This is a genomic window from Streptomyces sp. NPDC045695, assembly GCF_056432025.1.
Window position 1 is genome coordinate 428,041 of the sequence record NZ_JBWKJU010000004.1, and the last position, 17,836, is coordinate 445,876.

Genomic DNA, 17,836 nt, shown 5'->3' on the forward strand with positions numbered 1-17,836 from the left:
GTGGTCCCTTTCAGCTGGTGAGGGCTCCTTACGCGCGTTCCGGGAGCCCTGGGAAGGCTACGCCTGCACCGCGCCAGCGCGCCGACCGCACGGCCGCGGCGCTCAGCGCGTCGGCCGCCTCCCGACGCAGCGGGCCCTCCGCCGACCGCACCAGGTCCGCGTACGCGCCCGCCACCCGGTCCTCGATGTCGGCGGCCAGCCGCTCGGCGTCGGCCGCGGTGCGCACCTCGAAGGGCAGGGCGTAGGCCGCCTCCGAGGGCCGGGGCGCGCCCCCCAGCTCCCGTACGGTCCGGATCAGCGCGTCACGCCGCGCGAGGTGGGCGCCGTACGCCTCCCGGGCCTCGGTCGCGCGGGCGCCGGTGGTGCGGGCTCCGATCACCCCGTAGCCGTAGGAGGCCGCGTGCTCGGCGGCGAGCGCGGCCTGCGCGGCCTCCAGGGCGGGGCCGGGGCCGGCGGGTTCGGGCTTCACGAAGCGGCTCCCGGGGTGGAGGTCAGCAGGTGGGCGTGTACGGCGCCGCAGGCGGCCACCGAGGCCAGCATCCGCGCCAGCTCCCCCGGAGCTCCGGCCAGGTCGATGGTCCGGGCTTCGGACAGGCTCCGTTCGGCGTCCGCGAGGGCGGTCAGGGCCTCGGCGGCCACCGGGGGCACCGGTTCGCCGCTCGCCGCGGTCGCGGCCGCACCTGCGGCGACGGACGCGGCGGGGGACGGCAAGCCCGCAGGGGTCGGGGACAGGGCGGCGGTGTGCGCCGCGACGGCGGCGCGCAGCGGCGCGAGCCGCCCGGTCAGGGCCGGATGGGCGGCGGCGGTGGCGTCGTAACGTTCCAGCAGTCGCGCACTGTCACGAACGGCCGCCTCCCGCATCCGCCGTTCGAGCGGAATTCCGGTGTCACCACCGGCCGGGCGGTCGTCGGAGCACCCGGTGAGCAGTACGGCGCCCACCGCACCGGCGGCGCCGGTGAGCAGGCTCCTGCGCGAGGGTCTCAAAGGCGGAGTCCAGGGCACGGCGGCGTCCTTCGGGTGATGACCGGGCTGGTGCGGGGCAGGGTGTGATCACGGTACCCGGGGCCCCCGTCCACAGCGCGGACGGCAACACCCTCCGACACCGGATACCCTTTGACCTGACACACGACGGAAACCACAACAGCACACGCGGCCGAGGAGTCACCCGGATGAGCACGACCCAGAGCGACAGGCTGCGCGGACTGCTGGAGCCTCTCGTCGCCGCCAAGGGCCTGGACCTCGAAGAGATCGAGATGTCGCGGGCGGGCAAGCGCCGGATGCTGCGGATCATCGTGGACTCCGACGAGGGCGTGGAACTGGACGCGTGTGCGGAGCTGAGTCGCGAGGTCTCCGACAAGCTCGACGAAACCGATGTGATGGGCGAGGGCGAGTACGTCCTCGAAGTGAGCTCGCCGGGCGCCGACCGCCCGCTGACCGAGCACCGTCACTACGTACGGGCCATCGGCCGTCTCGTGAAGTTCCAGCTGGCGGAGGGCGGGGAAGTCATCGCCCGCATCCTCGACGCCGACGACGAGGGACTGGACCTCGAAGTTCCGGGCGTGAAGGGCCGCAAGGCCACCGCCCGCCGCATTGCTTTCACCGACATCGCCAAGGCGCGTGTCGAGATCGAGTTCAACCGCAAGGACAAGAAGGAAGAGGAGGCGTAGCCGTGGACATCGACATGAGTGCCCTGCGGGGTCTGGTCCGGGAGAAGGAGATCTCCTTCGACCTGCTCGTCGAAGCGATCGAGTCGGCCCTCCTCATCGCGTACCACCGGACCGAGGGGAGCTTCCGCCGCGCTCGCGTCGTGCTGGACCGCACCAACGGTCACGTGGTCGTGTGGGCGACGGAAGACCCGAGGGACCTCGAAGAGGGGCAGGAGCCCAAGGAGTTCGACGACACCCCGTCGGACTTCGGCCGGATCGCCGCGACGACCGCCAAGCAGGTGATCCTGCAGCGTCTGCGCGACGCCGAGGACGACCTGACCTTCGGCGAGTTCGCCGGCCGGGAGGGTGACGTCATCACCGGCGTCGTCCAGCAGGGCAAGGACCCGAAGAACGTCCTCGTCGACATCGGCAAGCTGGAGGCCATCCTGCCGGTGCAGGAGCAGGTCCCCGGTGAGGAGTACACGCACGGCCTGCGCCTGAAGGCGTACGTCGTGCGCGTGGCGAAGGGTGTCCGCGGTCCGTCCGTGACCCTGTCGCGCACGCACCCCAACCTGGTGAAGAAGCTCTTCGCGCTGGAGGTCCCGGAGATCGCCGACGGCAGCGTCGAGATCTCGGCGATCGCCCGTGAGGCCGGTCACCGCACCAAGATCGCCGTACGGTCCACCCGCTCGGGCCTCAACCCGAAGGGCGCCTGCATCGGCCCGATGGGCAGCCGCGTGCGCAACGTGATGGCCGAACTGCACGGTGAGAAGATCGACATCGTCGACTGGTCGGACGACCCGGCGGAGATGGTCGCGAACGCGCTGTCACCCGCCCGGGTGAGCGCGGTCGACGTCGTCGACTGGGACACCCGCTCCGCCCGGGTGACCGTCCCCGACTACCAGCTGTCGCTGGCCATCGGCAAGGAGGGCCAGAACGCCCGCCTCGCCGCGCGGCTCACCGGCTGGCGCATCGACATCCGACCCGACACCGAGGCGTCCCCGGACGCGGACCGGGACCGGGGCGGGGAATAAACCGGTACCGGCCGGGGCTACCCGGACGGTAGACAGGTGCACGGCCACCGCTCCGGCGGTGGTGGATCAGGACAACACAACAGCCGTTCGATTTCTCTCCCGCCGTTTGTCGGGAGAGAGGTCGGTGCGGGGAGGTAGACTTAGGCGTGTCTGGCCGGACGCAAGCCCGCGCATGCCCCGAACGCACCTGTGTGGGGTGTCGGGAGCGAGCGGCCAAGAGCGATTTGCTGCGCATCGTGGCGATCGGGGACGAATGCGTCCCCGATCCACGCGGTACGCTGCCCGGCCGGGGTGCCTACGTGCACCCCGCCGTGGTCTGCCTCGACCAGGCGGTCCGCCGGCGCGCGTTTCCCCGGGCCCTCCGGTCCGCCGGAGCGCTCGATACGGCGGAACTGCGCAAAGCCCTGGCCGTTGCGGCCGGGGCGACACCGTAAGACAGAGAACGGCACGGATGCCCCGTGCGGTCAGGTACCTCGCGAGTTGGAAGTAGGTCGAGATTGCGATGAGCACTCGATGAGTACGCGATGAGTACGCCCATGAAGTAGCAACGGTCCGGCGTAACCCGGACCTAAAAGGAGCGAAGTGGCTAAGGTCCGGGTATATGAACTCGCCAAGGAGTTCGGAGTTGAGAGCAAGGTCGTCATGGCCAAGCTCCAGGAACTCGGTGAGTTCGTCCGTTCGGCGTCCTCGACGATCGAGGCGCCGGTTGTGCGCAAGTTGACCGACGCACTGCAGGGGCCCGGCGGCAACGCCGGCAAGTCCGCTGCGAAGCCGGGTGCGCCCCGCAAGGCTGCCCCCGCCAAGCCCGGGGCGCCCACCCCGGGTGCGACTGCACGTCCCGCTGCGCCGAAGCCCGGCGCACCGGCCCCCAAGCCGGTCGTCGCGGAGGCTCCGGCCGCCGCAGCGCCCGCCCCGGTGACTCCGGCCGCCTCCGGCCCGCGTCCCGGCCCGAAGGCTCCGGCCGCCCCGAAGCCCGCTCCGGCGGCTCCCGTGGCGACCGAGTTCTCCGCGCCGCCGGCGGCCCCGGCCGCCCCGGCGCGCACCGAGCGTCCCGCCGCCGCGGCTCCCGGTCCCCGTCCGGCGCAGCAGCGTCCGGCGCAGGGCCAGGGTGGCCAGGCCGGCGCCCGTCCCGGAGCCCCGCGCCCGGCCGGCACCGCTCCCCAGGGGCAGCGCCCCGCCGGCGCCCCCGGCGCTCAGGCTCCGCGTCCCCAGGGTGCCCGTCCGGCGGGTCCCCGCCCGGGCAACAACCCCTTCACCTCTGGTGGCTCCACCGGCATGGCGCGCCCGCAGGCGCCCCGTCCGGCCGGCGCTCCCCGTCCCGGTGCCCCCGGCGCCGGTGGCGGCCAGGGTGCTCCCCGCCCGCAGGGCGGCCCCGGCGGCGCTCCGCGTCCGCAGGGTGCCGGCGCCGGTCGTCCGACCCCCGGCGGCATGCCCCGTCCGCAGGGCGGCGCCCCGCGTCCGGGTGGTGCTCCCGGTGGTAACCGTCCGAACCCGGGCATGATGCCGCAGCGTCCCGCTGCCGGTGGTCCCGGTCCCCGTCCCGGTGGCGGCCCCGGTGGCCGTGGTCCCGGTGCGGGCGGTGCCCGTCCCGGCGGCGGCGCCGGTCGTCCCGCGGGCGGCGGCTTCGCAGGCCGTCCGGCCGGTCCGGGCTCGCGTCCCGGCGGCGGTGGCGGCTTCGGCGGCCCGCGTCCCGGTGGCGGTGGCTTCGGCGGCGGTCCGGCTGGTGCCGGTGGCGGCGGTCGTCCCGGCTTCGGTGGCCGTCCCGGTGGTCCCGGTGCCCGTGGTGGCACGCAGGGCGCCTTCGGCCGTCCCGGTGGTCCGGCCCGTCGTGGTCGCAAGTCCAAGCGTCAGAGGCGCCAGGAGTACGAGGCCATGCAGGCCCCGTCCGTCGGCGGCGTGATGCTGCCGCGCGGTGGCGGCGAGACCGTGCGCCTGTCGCGCGGTGCCTCCCTCACCGACTTCGCGGAGAAGATCAACGCCAACCCGGCGTCGCTCGTCGCCGTGATGATGAACCTCGGCGAGATGGTCACTGCCACGCAGTCCGTCTCCGACGAGACGCTCGAAATGCTGGCCGGCGAGATGAACTACGTCGTCCAGATCGTCAGCCCGGAGGAAGAGGACCGCGAGCTCCTCGAGGGCTTCGACATCGAGTTCGGCGAGGACGAGGGCGGCGAGGAATACCTCATGCCGCGTCCGCCGGTCGTGACCGTCATGGGTCACGTCGACCACGGTAAGACCCGACTGCTCGACGCCATCCGCAAGACGAACGTCGTTGCGGGCGAGGCCGGCGGCATCACGCAGCACATCGGTGCGTACCAGGTCTCCACCGAGGTCAACGACGAAGAGCGTCGCATCACCTTCATCGACACCCCGGGTCACGAGGCGTTCACCGCCATGCGTGCCCGTGGTGCCAAGTCGACCGACATCGCGATCCTCGTGGTCGCGGCCAACGACGGCGTCATGCCGCAGACGATCGAGGCGCTCAACCACGCCAAGGCCGCCGGCGTCCCGATCGTCGTCGCGGTCAACAAGATCGACGTCGAGGGTGCCGACCCGGTCAAGGTGCGCGGTCAGCTCACCGAGTTCGGTCTGGTCGCCGAGGAGTACGGCGGCGACACGATGTTCGTCGACATCTCCGCCAAGCAGGGTCTGCACATCGACTCCCTGCTGGAGGCCGTCGTCCTCACCGCCGACGCCTCGCTCGACCTGCGCGCCAACCCGGAGCAGGACGCTCAGGGTATTGCGATCGAGTCCCACCTCGACCGCGGCCGCGGTGCCGTCGCCACCGTCCTCGTCCAGCGCGGTACCCTCCGCGTCGGCGACACGATGGTCGTGGGCGACGCCTACGGCCGTGTGCGCGCCATGCTCGACGACAAGGGCAACAACGTCGAGGAAGCGGGTCCGTCGACCCCCGTCCTGGTCCTGGGTCTCACCAACGTCCCCGGCGCCGGCGACAACTTCCTCGTCGTCGACGAGGACCGTACGGCCCGTCAGATCGCCGAGAAGCGTGCTGCGCGTGAGCGCAACGCCAACTTCGCCAAGCGTGTCCGCCGGGTGTCCCTGGAAGACCTCGACTCGGTCCTCAAGGCCGGTCTCGTCCAGGAACTCAACCTCATCATCAAGGGCGACGCGTCCGGTGCGGTCGAGGCTCTCGAGTCCTCGCTGCTCCAGCTCGACGTCGGTGAAGAGGTCGACATCCGCGTCCTGCACCGCGGTGTGGGTGCGGTCACCGAGTCCGACATCTCGCTGGCGATGGGCTCCGACGCCATCGTCATCGGTTACAACGTCCGTGCGGCCGGCCGTGCCGCGCAGATGGCGGACCGCGAGGGCGTCGACGTCCGCTACTACTCGGTGATCTACCAGGCCATCGAGGAGATCGAGGCGGCCCTGAAGGGTCTCCTCAAGCCGGAGTACGAAGAGGTCGAGCTCGGTACGGCGGAGGTCCGCGAGATCTTCCGCTCGTCCAAGCTGGGCAACATCGCCGGTGTCCTCATCCGGTCCGGCGAGGTCAAGCGCAACACCAAGGCGCGTCTCATCCGCGATGGCAAGGTCATCGCCGAGAACCTCACCATCTCCGGTCTGCGCCGCTTCAAGGACGACGTCACCGAGATCCGCGAGGGCTTCGAGGGTGGTATCAACCTCGGTTCCTTCAACGACATCAAGATCGACGACGTCATCGCGACGTACGAGATGCGCGAGAAGCCCCGCGCGTAAGCGCGAGGCGGTTCGCACCGTGTCGTAACTCGTAACACCGGGGCCGGTCGGCGGAATATCCGTCGATCGGCCCCGGCCGTTGCGTGTACGGTTCTGGTGACCCGGCCGCACGAGCGCCGGGTGATCCTGCCGGGCGACGGTCCGGCAGGCCACCGAACCCGCACCGGCGGGATATCCGGAACTGCATGTACGTGGGGACTCTGTCCTTCGACCTGCTCCTCGGCGACGTCCACTCGCTGAAGGAGAAACGCTCCGTCGTCCGGCCCATCGTCGCCGAGCTCCAACGCAAGTTCTCCGTGAGCGCGGCTGAAGTGGGCGACCAGGACCTGCACCGCAGGGCCCGTATAGGGGTCGCCCTGGTGAGTGGGGACGCGGGGTTCCTCTCGGACGTACTCGACCGCTGCGAGCGGCTGGTCGCGGCCCGTCCGGAAGTGGAGCTGCTGTCCGTACGACGGCGCCTCCACGGTGATGAAGACTGATAGCAAGACATAAGAAGGAGACGGACCAGTGGCCGACAATGCGCGGGCGAAGAAGCTGGCGGACCTCATCCGGGAGGTGGTGGCCGAGAAGCTGCAGCGTGGTGTCAAGGACCCCCGCCTCGGTACGCACGTGACCATCACGGACACCCGGGTCACCGGCGACCTGCGGGAGGCCACGGTCTTCTACACGGTCTACGGGGACGACGAGGACCGGGCCAGCGCGGCTGCGGGCCTGGAGAGCGCCAAGGGCGTACTCCGTTCCGCGGTGGGCCGGGCGGCGGGCACCAAGTTCACGCCCACCCTGACCTTCATCGCGGACGCCCTCCCGGAGAACGCCAAGACCATCGAGGACCTCCTCGAGAAGGCGCGCACCTCCGACGCCCAGGTGCGCGAGGTCTCCTCCGGAGCCCAGTACGCCGGCGACGCCGACCCGTACAAGAAGCCGGGCGACGAGGACGACGAGGACGCAGCCGCGGAATGAGCACCAACGCAGGGAAGACTCCGGACGGCCTGGTCATCGTCGACAAGCCGTCCGGTTTCACTTCGCACGACGTGGTCGCCAAGATGCGCGGGATCGCCAAGACCCGCCGCGTCGGCCACGCAGGCACGCTCGACCCGATGGCGACGGGCGTGCTCGTGCTGGGCGTCGAGAAGGCCACCAAGCTCCTCGGCCACCTCGCGCTCACGGAGAAGGAGTACCTCGGCACGATCCGCCTGGGCCAGAACACCCTGACGGACGACGCCGAGGGCGAGATCACCTCCTCCATCGACGCCGGCGGGGTCACCCGGGAGGCCGTGGACGCGGGCGTCGCCAAGCTGACCGGCGAGATCATGCAGGTCCCGTCCAAGGTCAGCGCCATCAAGATCAAGGGCGTGCGCTCCTACAAGCGCGCGCGGGACGGCGAGGACTTCGAGATCCCGGCCCGGCCGGTGACCGTCTCGTCTTTCCAGGTGTACGACATGCGGGAGGCGGAGGCCCCGGACGGCACCAAGGTCGTCGACCTCGTCGTCTCCGTCGTCTGCTCCAGCGGTACGTACATCCGCGCCCTCGCCCGTGACCTGGGCGCCGACCTCGGTGTCGGCGGCCACCTCACGGCGCTGCGGCGCACCCGGGTGGGCCCCTACAAGCTCGACCGGGCGCGGACGCTGGACCAGCTCCAGGAAGAGCTGACCGTCATGCCGATCGGCGAGGCGGCTGCGGCCGCCTTCCCGCGCTGGGACCTGGACGCCCGGCGGGCCTCGCTGCTCGCCAACGGCGTGCGGATCGAGATGCCGCAGGAGTACGAGGCCGGCCGCACGGTCGCGGTCTTCGGGCCGCAGGGCCAGCTGCTCGGGCTCGTCGAGAGCAAGGGCGGCAAGGCGAAGTCCCTCGCGGTCTTCGTCTGAATGTGACGGACGCCTCCGTCGGCTTCGTCGACGTGGAGCGGTGAGCGCCCATGGTCTGCCGTTCACCGCTCCACGACCCCCCTCGGGTAGGTCTCTATCCACCCGGAGCCCCGTATTCACCCGTCCGAGCAGGCGCTCGGAGTGAATGGAGGGAGCGTAAGGGGGCGCTTTCGCCTCGCGTGCTTTTCGTGCTGATCTTCACCGGCCTACCGTCTCCCTACCCTCGTGAACACGGGTGTTACGGGGGAGTGCTGCGGGGAGTGGTGGTGCGGCCATGGCGGAGCTCGTCAGGATCTGCGATCAGGCCGGGCGAGCGCGCGGCAGCGGATTCGTCGCCGACGACCGGGGAACGGTCGTCACCAGCCACGAGGCCGTCGACGGGCTGACCCGGGTCGTGCTCCACGGGCCGGGACCGGCCGGGCGGACCTGGCTGGCCGAGGCGGCGGACGTGACCGCGCTGCCGGGGCTGGCGCTGGCGCTCGTACGGACCGACGGGCTCGGGGTGCGGCCGCTGCCCGTGTCCGCGCGCCGGATGATCGATCCCGGGACGTACGTACGGCTGCCCGCGCGGGGATGGCGCCAAGCGCGGGTGCTGGGGGGCGGGGACGTCCAGGTCGCGTACCCCGCGACGGACCGGTGCCACGCGGTGCCCCGGGGGGCGGCCGTGGAGCTGGCGATCGGGACGGACGGGCGGGACGCGCTGCTGCTGGGCGGGGAGGCCTGCGGCGGCCCGGTCCTGGACGCCGGGACCGGAGCGGTGCTCGCGGTCCTGAACACCGCCCTGCGGGCGGAGCACCGCTCCGGAGGCTTCGCGGTGGCGCTGCGCGCGGCCGCCGGAGCCGATCCGCGCGGGCCCCTGGCCGCGCTGCTGGAGCGCAATGCCGCGACCGTACCGGCCCACGGGGCCGACCTGAACCTCGCCGGGGCGCTGGAACTGACCGCGCTCACCGTCGCGGCGGCCTGCCCGCCGGGCGCTCCCGGGTCCGCGCCGGCTCCGGTGGAGCGCCCCGACCTCGACGCAGATCTGGACGCCTTCACGGCGGGGGACCGCCTGGTCCTCGGCCTGGCCGGACACCCGGGCACCGGCCGCACCACGGCCCTCGCCGCCCTGGCCGCCCGCCGCGCGCGGGGGCCCCGGCCGGCGCCGACCCTGTGGCTGCGGGGCGCGGACCTGCACCGGGCGGACACCTCCCTGGCCGACGCGGTGACGCGGGCGCTGACGACGGCGGGCCGCACCGTCCGGGCCCCCGGCCCCGTACCCCCGGCGGGCGCCCCCACCGACCCGCCCCCGCCCGGGCACGCCCCCGGCCCCCACCTGCCGGACGGGCCGTACGCCACGGCCGAAGCACGCTCGGGAGCCGTGTCTGCCGTGTCTGCCGTGTCTGCCGTGCCTGCCGTACCCGCCGTGCCCGCCGCAGAGCGACCCGCGGTTCCCGGCGCGGGCTGTGTCGGGGCGTTCGGCGGGATCGGAGAGCGGGTCGCGGGGCTGGTCGCGGGGGCGGGGCGGGTGCTGGTCGTGGTGCTCGACGCGCCGGAGGAGATGCCGCCCGAGCTCGCGCACCGGCTCGCGCCCTGGAGTGCGGCCACCGCGGGGTGGCTGGCCCGGACCGGCGTCCGGCTGGTCGCCGCCGCCCGGCCCGAGTACTGGGAACGGGCCGGCGCCCTCTATCCGCCCGAGGCTCTGCACAGCCCGGCCCGCCCCGCCCGGCGGCTGCCGGCCGCCCTCGCGGTCGGCGACCTGACACCGGCCGAGGCCGCGACCGTCCGGGCCCGTCTCGGGATCCCCGAAGGCGCCGTCCGGGAGGCCGACGCCCGGCATCCGCTCACCTTGCGCCTGCTCGCCGGGATCCGGGCCGCCGGGGTCACCGCCGGACGCCCCGGCCGCGACGAGGTCTTCGCCGCCCACCTGGACCTGACCGCCCTGCGGGTCGCCGTCCGCATCGCCGCCGCGACCGGCGCGGTGCACGGCCCGGGAGTGAGGCGGCTCGCCGCGCGCGTGGCCGGCAGCGTGCACGAGGCCGCGCGGCGCTGTCTGGGCGCCGGGCAGGGGCAGTTGGACCGGGCCTCCTTCGAGGAGCTGTTCCCCCGGCGCACCGGCTGGGCTCCGGCCGTGCTCACCGAGGGGCTGCTGGTGCCCGCGGGCCCCGGCTACCGCTTCGCCCACGAGGAACTGTCCGACTGGATCCAGGCCGGCCACCTGGACGTCCCGACGGCCCTCGCCTCCCTCGTCCACGGTCCCGCCGACCCGGGCCTGCCCGTCCCCCGGCACCGGATCGGACCCGTCCTGGAGGCCCTGTGCCGGCTCTCCCCGGACCGCCTGCACGCCGAACTCACCGCGCTGGTCCATGCCCTGAACCGGTTCGCCGAAGAACCGGCCGACCCCGACCGCACCTGGTGGGCCGCCCGGCTGCTGCGCGAGACCCTGCTGCGCGTCCCCGACGCCCGCCGCCACCTCCCCGTCCTGCACGCCCTCGCCGAGCACGTGGCCCGGGCCGGCCCCGGCGCGTTCGGAGGCTGGTTCTGGAACCGGCTGCGCCTGCCCGAGCCCGACCGGCTCGACCTGCTGCGCCGCCTGCTGCCCGCCGATCCCGCCGAGGCGGTCCCGGGCGAGCGCTACCTCGACGCCGCGGCCCGCCGCCTCGCCCGGGATCCGCAACGCGTGCAGCCGCTGCTCTGCGCCTGGTTCACCGACGGGCGCCGACTGCGCGGCCGCCCCGGGGCCACCGTCGCCACCGCGGCCCAGGCCCTGCTGCACACCCACCGCCGCCCCGCCGTCGACGGCCTCACCGAGGCGCTCGTCGGCGCCGCGCACCCGTGCGCCGACGAGCTGCTCGCCGCACTCGCCGAGGACGAGCCCGCCGCGATGTGCCGGGCCGTGCACCGCTGGGCGCACGACGAACGCCCCGGGCGGCGGGTCGTGGCCGCGGCCCACGGAATCGCCACCGCCCCGCACGTGCGCACCCCCGCCGACCGCGACCTGCTGCGCGCCGCCGCCCGGGCGCTGCTGGCCCGCCCCGCCGACGCGACCCTGCACGGCAGCGCCCTGGCGATCCTGCTCCGCGACCCGCAGGCGCGCGGCCGCTACCTGCCCGACGCCCTGGCCTGCTTCCGCGCCCCCGAGCACGGTGCCCGGCTGCCCGCGGCGGCGCTGGTCGCGGCGCTGCCCGTACTGCCGGACCCGGACGCGGTGTTCGCCGCCCTGCGGGCCCGGGCCGACGGGGAGGTGGTGCGCGCCCTGGCGGCGCTGACCACGCCGGGGCTGGCCCGGCGCGCGGGTGACCTCGTACGGGAGCACCTGGCGCGGTGTCCGGCCGACGCTCCGCACGCCGCCGCCTTCGTGGAGCTGCGGCTCGAACAGGGAACGGCCGCGGCCCCCGTGCTGCGCCCGCTGGTCCTGGACCTGCTGCGGACCGCCCCGGCCGGGGTCAGGGCCGCGCTGGCCGCCGTACTGGCCGCCCCGGGCACGGAGCCCTCGTACGCGCTGCGGAGCGAGCTCGCCGGCGTACTGCTGCGCGAGGAGGCCGATCCGCAGGTGCTAGACGCCTTCCTCGGCGCACTCGCCGCGGGGACCGCCGGGCGCCCGCAGGAGCGCACGCGGGAGCTGCTGCGGGCGACCGGGCGACAGCTGGGCCGGGCCCCGGGCGGGGCGGCGGTGTTCGAACGGCGGACGGTGGAGCTGGCCCGGGCGGAACCGGCCTTCGGCGCGCTGGTGGCCGGCTGGCTGGCGCAGGCGGGTGCCGAGGCGGGGGCCCTGCTGGGACCCGGCGCCCGGCGGACGGTGGAGACCCTCGGCAGGGCGGCCCCGGACGTCACCTGACGATCCCCGACCTGACCTGATGATCCCGGACGCCGATGCGGGGCACCGGGCACCGGCATGGCAGTCTTAGACCTGCAATCGGCAATCAGTTCAAGGACTAAACGGGTTCGGGCGAGGAGCGGTCACAGTGCAGCGCTGGCGTGGCTTGGAGGACATCCCCCAGGACTGGGGACGCAGCGTCGTCACCATCGGCTCCTACGACGGTGTGCACCGCGGGCACCAGCTGATCATCGGACGGGCCGTGGCCAAGGCGCGCGCGCTCGGCCTCCCGTCCGTCGTCGTCACCTTCAGCCCCCACCCCAGCGAGGTCGTCCGCCCGGGCAGTCACCCGCCGATCCTGGCGCCGTACGACCGGCGCGCCGAACTCATGGCCGGGCTCGGTGTGGACGCGCTGCTGATCCTGCCGTTCACCGCGGAGTTCTCGAAGCTCTCCCCGGCCGACTTCATCGTCAAGGTGCTCGTCGACAAGCTGCACGCGCGGGCCGTCATCGAGGGTCCGAACTTCCGCTTCGGCCACCGGGCGGCGGGGAACGTCGACTTCCTGCGCGAGCTGGGCGGCACGTACGACTACGAGGTCGACGTGGTGGACCTGGTCGAGCGGGGCGCGGCGGGCGGCGGCGTGCCGTTCTCCTCGACGCTCGCGCGCAAGCTGGTCTCCGAGGGCGACATGGAGGGCGCGGCCGAGGTCCTGGGGCGTCCGCACCGGGTCGAGGGCGTGGTGGTGCGCGGTGCGCAGCGCGGGCGCGAGCTCGGCTACCCGACGGCGAACGTCGAGACCCCGCCGCACACCGCGATCCCGGCGGACGGGGTCTACGCGGGCTGGCTGACGGCCGACGGCGAGCGGATGCCCGCGGCGATCTCGGTGGGGACGAACGTGCAGTTCGACGCCACCGAGCGGACCGTGGAGGCGTACGCGATCGACCGGATCGGGCTGGACCTGTACGGGAAGCACGTGGCCGTCGACTTCCTCGCCTACGTGCGGGGGATGGCGAAGTTCGAGTCGCTGGACGGGCTGCTGGAGGCCATCGCGGACGACGTGAAGCGGGCGCGGGTGCTGACGGACGCGTACGACGCGCACCGCTGACGGCGGCGCACGAGCGCGAGAACGAGTGAGGGCCCGTACCGGTGGTACGGGCCCTCACTCGTTCAGCCGAGGCGCGGGTCGCGCGGGGGCTGTTGCTGTGGGTTCTGCGGTTGCTGGGGGGCCGGGGGCTGCTGCCAGGGCTGGCCGGGCTGCGGGTACGGCTGGCCGTAGGGCTGCGGCGGCGGCTGCTGCGGTTGCGGGGCCTGCGGCGGCTGCTGGTACGGCGGCTGGCCCTGGGGCTGGCCGTACGGCGGCGGCTGCTGCTGGGGATACGGCTGGGGCTGCTGCTGCTGAGCACCCCAGTGGCCCTGCGGGGCCTGCTGCTGGGCCCGGACGAAGTCCTCGGCGACGAGCGCGGACAGGTTGAAGTACGCCTCGCGCGTCTTGGGCCGCATCATGTCGAGGTCGACCTCCGCGCCCGCGGCGAGGTGTTCGTCGAACGGCACGACGACGACACCGCGGCAGCGGGTCTCGAAATGCTGCACGATGTCCTCGATCTTGATCATCTTGCTGGTCTCGCGGACTCCCGAGATGACCGTGAGGGAGCGGGAGACGAGGTCGGCGTATCCGTGCGCGGAGAGCCAGTCGAGGGTGGTGCTGGCGCTGCTGGCGCCGTCGACGGACGGGGTCGAGATGATGATCAGCTGGTCGGCCAGGTCCAGGACGCCGCGCATGGCGGAGTAGAGGAGGCCGGTGCCCGAGTCGGTGAGGATGATCGGGTACTGGCGGCCCAGCGTCTCGATGACGCGGCGGTAGTCCTCGTCGTTGAACGTCGTCGAGACGGCCGGGTCCACGTCGTTGGCGATGATCTCCAGACCGGAGGGCGCCTGGGACGTGAACCGGCGGATGTCCATGTACGAGTGCAGGTAAGGGATCGCCTGGACCAGGTCCCGGATCGTGGCACCAGTCTCACGGCGGACGCGGCGACCGAGGGTGCCGGCGTCGGGGTTCGCGTCGATGGCCAGGATCTTGTCCTGGCGCTCGGTGGCGAGGGTGGCGCCGAGGGCGGTGGTGGTCGTGGTCTTGCCGACACCGCCCTTGAGGGAGATGACGGCGATGCGGTAGCAGGACATGACCGGCGTGCGGATGAGCTCCAGCTTGCGCTGGCGTTCCGCTTCGGCCGCCTTGCCGCCGAAGCGGAAGAGGCCGCCGCCGCCGTTGTTGTTCTTGGGCTTCTGCTTGTTGCGCAGCAGGCGGTCGGAGGACAGCTCGACGGCGGCGGTGTAGCCGAGCGGCGCGCCGCCGGTGGTCTGGCCGGCCGAGTAACGCGGGTCGTGCGGCTGCGGCGGCTGGGGCTGCTGGTACGGCGGCTGGCCCTGGGGCTGGCCGTACGGCTGCTGCTGGGGCTGGGGATACGGCTGCTGCTGCGGCGGCTGGGGGTGCTGGTGCTGCGGCGGGGCGGGAGCCGGCGGGGGGAACGGGTAGGCGTCCTGAGCCGCGAACGCGGGCGGCAGCGGCGGCAGTTCGCCGACGGGCCCCCCGAACGCGTTCTCCGCGCGGGGCTGGGGTACGTCCGCGGGGCTGACCGGCGCCGATGCCTGCTCGGCGGGGGGCAGCAGCGGGGTGCCGTCGGCGGGGGTGTCCGCAGGACCGGCCCAGCGCTCGGGCGAGGCCTCCGGCGCGGGGACGGCCGCGTCGGCGACGGGTTCGGCGGCGGGGGAGGGCGCCAGGTCCGCGAACGGCGCGGGAGGGGCCGGAGGGGCCGCCGGGGCGTCGGCCACGGGCGCGTCCTCGGCCGGGGCGGAAGCCGCGTACGGTGGCGCGTCCTCGACCGGAGCGGGGGACGCGGTGACCGGCGCCGGTGCTTCGAGCGCGGGCACCGGCGGCGCGTCCTCGATCGGGGCAGGGGCAGGGGCAGAGTCAGAGTCAGGGGCCGGGGCGGGAGCAGGGTCAGGGGCCGGGGTCTCGAACGCAGGAGCGGGAGCCGCAGGCTCGACCGGAGCCGCCACCGGCTCGGCCGGCGGAGCCGGGAACGGAGCTGGAGCCGGAGCCTGAACCGGAGCGGAGTACGGAAGCGGCGTCGGTGCCCGGTCCGGTGCGCCCGCCTCGGCCGGAGCCGGAGTCGGGAACGGCGCGGGGGCCGGAGCGGGGGCCGGGAACGCGGACGGCGCCGGAGCGGGGAACGCGGACGGCGCGCCCTCGCCCTCGGACGGGGTCCGCGGCGCCGACGGAGCGATCCGCATCGTCGACGGCGAGTCCAAGTCCGTGGGGCGGTGCGGCTCGAAGCCGCTGCCCTCGGGGAGCCCGGGGACCTGCGCGGCCGGGGCCGAGCCCTGCGTGTACCAGGCGGGCGGGGTGTAGTCGATGGTGAACTCGCCCGTCAGCTCGGGCTCCGCGTCGGACTGATCGTCCGTCGGGACGTCCCACGTCCCGCCGCGCCTCTCGTTCCGATCGCCGCTCACTGGTCCTCCTGGTCTGTCGCACACTGGTCCGGCGCCCACCTCGCCGCGCCCGGACCCACCCTAATCGCGCCCCGACACCACTGTCCGCCCCCCTCGGGGGGCGGCGGTCAGTCGATGCGGCGCGCCGGACCCAGCAAGCCCGATTCCGCTTCCGTCCCCTGGGTCATCACGAACTGCCGGTCCCGCGGCGTGCACCACAGCGTCACGCCGTCGCCCAGCGTCGGCAGGGCCTCCACGGCCTGGCGCGGCAGCCGCATCAGCTGCCCGATCTGCCCCGCCTCGTCCGGGGACACCCGCTGCACGCCCACCAGCGAGGACTGCTGGAGCAGCCGCGGGGCCGTCGGGCTCAGATACGGCAGCAGGGTCAGCACCGACTGCCACGGCCCGGCCACCACGCGCCCGCGCGGCGGACGCATGCCGCAGTCGCGGATCACCAGCACCGGGCTGCCCGCCGACGCGCCCTGCGGCGGGATCCGGCCCACCTCGTGCAGGGTCACGCACTGCTGCCCGCCGCCCGCTGCCTGGGCCAGCCCGGCCCACACCTGTCCGCGCCCGGTCTCCACGGCCACCCGGGCGCCCGTGGCCGCCGCGCGCAGCGCCAGCACCTGCGCGGTCCACAGGCCGCCGATCAGCGTGACCTCGTACGGCGTCGGCCGGTTGATGCCCAGCACCGCCGGCCGTCCTTCGGCGTCCACGCCGATGACGACCCCGTCGTCACCCACGGGCAGCGCCAGCGCGTCCAGGTCCACCGCGGGCACCACGTGCCGCTCGCGCTGCGGGCCGATCAGCCCGAAACCGCCCCTCATCGCGTCCCTCCCAGCGGCAGCGAAGCCAGCAGCCCCGGTACCTGTTCACGGTCGAGCCGGACCAGTCCGGTCTTCACGCCCCGGGCCGTCCTCTCCAACTCGCGGCGCGCCGCCACCAGTTCCTCGTCGCTGCGCCCCGTCACCCGTACGTGTCCGGTCAGGGTGACGCCCTGTCGCTCCGCCGGGGCCATCGTCAGGCTGAAGTTCGTCGCGAGCGCGGGCAGCGAGGTCAGCAGGGCCACGAACTGCGGCAGGGCCGCCGCCCCCGAGCCGCCCAGCTGCGGCCAGCGGCCGATCCAGTACGTCGTGTGCCGCCGGTCGTCGCACCGCCAGGTCCGCGAGGTCTCCTCGGTACGCCGTCCCGTACTGGCCGACCGTCCCGCCTGGGTGATCGCCATCGGGTTCGCGCACGAGGACGTGGCCAGGGCCGCCGTCAGCTCCTGCTCGGTCAGCACGGTCGCCTTGAACCCGGCGCCGGCCAGCCGGCTCGCCAACTGGTCCGCGGCGCGCACCAGGCACCGCTGCGCGCCCGCCAGCCCGCCACCGCGCGCGGTGACGGCCTCGGGGCACAGTTCCGGGTCCAGCTTCAGTGCGATCCAGGTCAGCCGCACCGCCGGGGAACCGGTCCGGGCCTGCAGCGGCGCGTAGTTGCGGGCGGCCATCGACTGGGCCGGAAGGTGCGGGGCCGGCGCCGGCTGGGTGTGCTGCACCAGCTGCGCCGACTCCAGCCGGATGCCGTCCACTTCGAGGATGTCCCGTACGAGGCCCAGCGGCAGCGGCCGCGCCGCCCGGTCGGGCCGCAGCGCGGTGGCGTCCGTGTCGACCTGCACGACCGCGGTCAGGAAGGTCCCGTCACCGATCATCCCGACGGGCCGCCGGTCGCGGTCGCTGAAGGTGAGCGTGCGCAGCGCCGGATCGGCCTCGACCAGCGGGGCCAGCCCCGGCTCCGTGCCCGCGGGCACGGCGAGGGACGCGGCCCGGCGCCGGCGCGCACGCAGGGCGAGCGCGCTGCCGATCCACTCCGGCAGGGAGCGCTGGTGGCGGCGTACGACCGCGAGCACCACCAGGACGAGCGCCAGTACGCCGGCGGGAGCCAGCAGCAGCGGCTCGACCACCCAGGCCACCAGCAGGGCGGCCGCGGCCACTTGCAGCAGTACGAGCTGTTGCAGTCGGAATGGACCGAAGCGGCCGGGGCTCGACTTCGGATGAGGCGTCACCCCGCCGCGTGCGGGTGCGGGCGCGCCAGTCTGCGGCTCCGTCGCGGTGGCCATCACTCCCGCACTTCCCCTTCCCGGGGCCAGACCCCATGAGTTCCGGCGGACTCCGGAACCTCCCCAATCCACCCCAACAAGCCCTGATTACCCCGGTCCGGAAGGTGCTGAGCGGCGAGCTCACCCTACCCGGCCCCTGCATACCGTCCGTCAAGAGGCATAGTAGGTGCCCGGTCCGACAAACGAGGCCCTGGGAC

The 17,836-nt window shown here is 74.0% G+C and carries 14 protein-coding genes; 9 read left to right on the forward strand and 5 right to left on the reverse strand.

The features are described from left to right. Positions 1 to 28 precede the first annotated feature (28 nt). The gene (locus AC07DU_RS10870) at positions 29 to 469 is read right to left on the reverse strand and encodes a ferritin-like domain-containing protein (RefSeq protein ID WP_479110715.1); all 441 of its coding nucleotides are present in this window, start codon (positions 467 to 469) and stop codon (positions 29 to 31) included. Next, positions 466 to 1,002, reverse strand: coding sequence for a hypothetical protein (locus AC07DU_RS10875; protein WP_479110716.1), 537 nt, complete (start codon positions 1,000 to 1,002; stop codon positions 466 to 468). The genes AC07DU_RS10870 and AC07DU_RS10875 overlap by 4 nt, the downstream gene beginning before the upstream one ends. A gap of 167 nt (positions 1,003 to 1,169) precedes the next feature. Between AC07DU_RS10875 and rimP the strand changes: the two genes are divergently transcribed. The 9 genes from rimP (at position 1,170) to AC07DU_RS10920 (ending at position 13,160) form a co-directional block, all read left to right on the forward strand. After that, positions 1,170 to 1,667 (forward strand): ribosome maturation factor RimP, encoded by a 498-nt coding sequence (rimP, locus tag AC07DU_RS10880; RefSeq protein WP_479110718.1) that lies wholly within the window; start codon positions 1,170 to 1,172, stop codon positions 1,665 to 1,667. A gap of 2 nt (positions 1,668 to 1,669) precedes the next feature. Continuing rightward, positions 1,670 to 2,680 (forward strand): transcription termination factor NusA, encoded by a 1,011-nt coding sequence (gene nusA / locus AC07DU_RS10885; protein ID WP_360901884.1) that lies wholly within the window; start codon positions 1,670 to 1,672, stop codon positions 2,678 to 2,680. Positions 2,681 to 2,826: 146 nt separating this feature from the next. After that, positions 2,827 to 3,114, forward strand: a complete 288-nt coding sequence (locus AC07DU_RS10890; protein WP_360901881.1) for a YlxR family protein — start codon at positions 2,827 to 2,829, stop codon at positions 3,112 to 3,114. Positions 3,115 to 3,262: 148 nt separating this feature from the next. Further along, positions 3,263 to 6,394: a translation initiation factor IF-2 gene (gene infB, locus AC07DU_RS10895; protein ID WP_453371941.1), complete on the forward strand. Its 3,132-nt coding sequence runs from the start codon at positions 3,263 to 3,265 to the stop codon at positions 6,392 to 6,394. A 185-nt stretch (positions 6,395 to 6,579) separates the two neighbouring features. Further along, complete coding sequence (locus tag AC07DU_RS10900) at positions 6,580 to 6,873, forward strand: DUF503 domain-containing protein (protein WP_030651158.1); 294 nt, start codon at positions 6,580 to 6,582, stop codon at positions 6,871 to 6,873. 28 nt (positions 6,874 to 6,901) lie between these two features. After that, a complete protein-coding gene (rbfA, locus tag AC07DU_RS10905; protein ID WP_360901875.1) occupies positions 6,902 to 7,354 on the forward strand; it encodes a 30S ribosome-binding factor RbfA in 453 nt (150 codons plus the stop codon). Then, on the forward strand, positions 7,351 to 8,259 hold the full coding sequence (truB, locus tag AC07DU_RS10910) for a tRNA pseudouridine(55) synthase TruB (RefSeq protein ID WP_360901872.1): 909 nt from the start codon (positions 7,351 to 7,353) through the stop codon (positions 8,257 to 8,259). The genes rbfA and truB overlap by 4 nt, the downstream gene beginning before the upstream one ends. A gap of 274 nt (positions 8,260 to 8,533) precedes the next feature. Beyond that, the gene (locus tag AC07DU_RS10915) at positions 8,534 to 12,076 is read left to right on the forward strand and encodes a serine protease (RefSeq protein WP_479110720.1); all 3,543 of its coding nucleotides are present in this window, start codon (positions 8,534 to 8,536) and stop codon (positions 12,074 to 12,076) included. Positions 12,077 to 12,203: 127 nt separating this feature from the next. After that, positions 12,204 to 13,160, forward strand: a complete 957-nt coding sequence (locus AC07DU_RS10920; protein ID WP_360901866.1) for a bifunctional riboflavin kinase/FAD synthetase — start codon at positions 12,204 to 12,206, stop codon at positions 13,158 to 13,160. Between the two features lie 62 nt (positions 13,161 to 13,222). On the opposite strand, the gene AC07DU_RS10925 is transcribed toward AC07DU_RS10920, so the two are convergent. The 3 genes from AC07DU_RS10925 to eccE form a co-directional block, all read right to left on the reverse strand. After that, a complete protein-coding gene (locus tag AC07DU_RS10925) occupies positions 13,223 to 15,562 on the reverse strand; it encodes an SCO5717 family growth-regulating ATPase (protein WP_479110723.1) in 2,340 nt (779 codons plus the stop codon). Positions 15,563 to 15,669: 107 nt separating this feature from the next. Next, positions 15,670 to 16,368, reverse strand: coding sequence for a hypothetical protein (locus AC07DU_RS10930; RefSeq protein WP_360901860.1), 699 nt, complete (start codon positions 16,366 to 16,368; stop codon positions 15,670 to 15,672). Next, positions 16,365 to 17,639 carry a type VII secretion protein EccE gene (gene eccE / locus AC07DU_RS10935; protein WP_360901857.1) on the reverse strand — a complete coding sequence of 425 codons (1,275 nt, stop codon included), beginning with the start codon at positions 17,637 to 17,639 and terminating at the stop codon, positions 16,365 to 16,367. The genes AC07DU_RS10930 and eccE overlap by 4 nt, the downstream gene beginning before the upstream one ends. Between the last annotated feature and the right edge of the window lie 197 nt (positions 17,640 to 17,836).

Excerpts from the sequence above, each read along its gene's own strand:
- rimP (WP_479110718.1), top strand. The coding sequence starts at position 1,170 with ATGAGCACGACCCAGAGCGACAGGCTGCGCGGACTGCTGGAGCCTCTC.
- AC07DU_RS10900 (WP_030651158.1), top strand. The coding sequence starts at position 6,580 with ATGTACGTGGGGACTCTGTCCTTCGACCTGCTCCTCGGCGACGTCCAC.
- truB (WP_360901872.1), top strand. The coding sequence starts at position 7,351 with ATGAGCACCAACGCAGGGAAGACTCCGGACGGCCTGGTCATCGTCGAC.
- AC07DU_RS10915 (WP_479110720.1), top strand. The coding sequence starts at position 8,534 with ATGGCGGAGCTCGTCAGGATCTGCGATCAGGCCGGGCGAGCGCGCGGC.
- AC07DU_RS10930 (WP_360901860.1), bottom strand. The coding sequence starts at position 16,368 with ATGAGGGGCGGTTTCGGGCTGATCGGCCCGCAGCGCGAGCGGCACGTG.
- eccE (WP_360901857.1), bottom strand. The coding sequence starts at position 17,639 with ATGGCCACCGCGACGGAGCCGCAGACTGGCGCGCCCGCACCCGCACGC.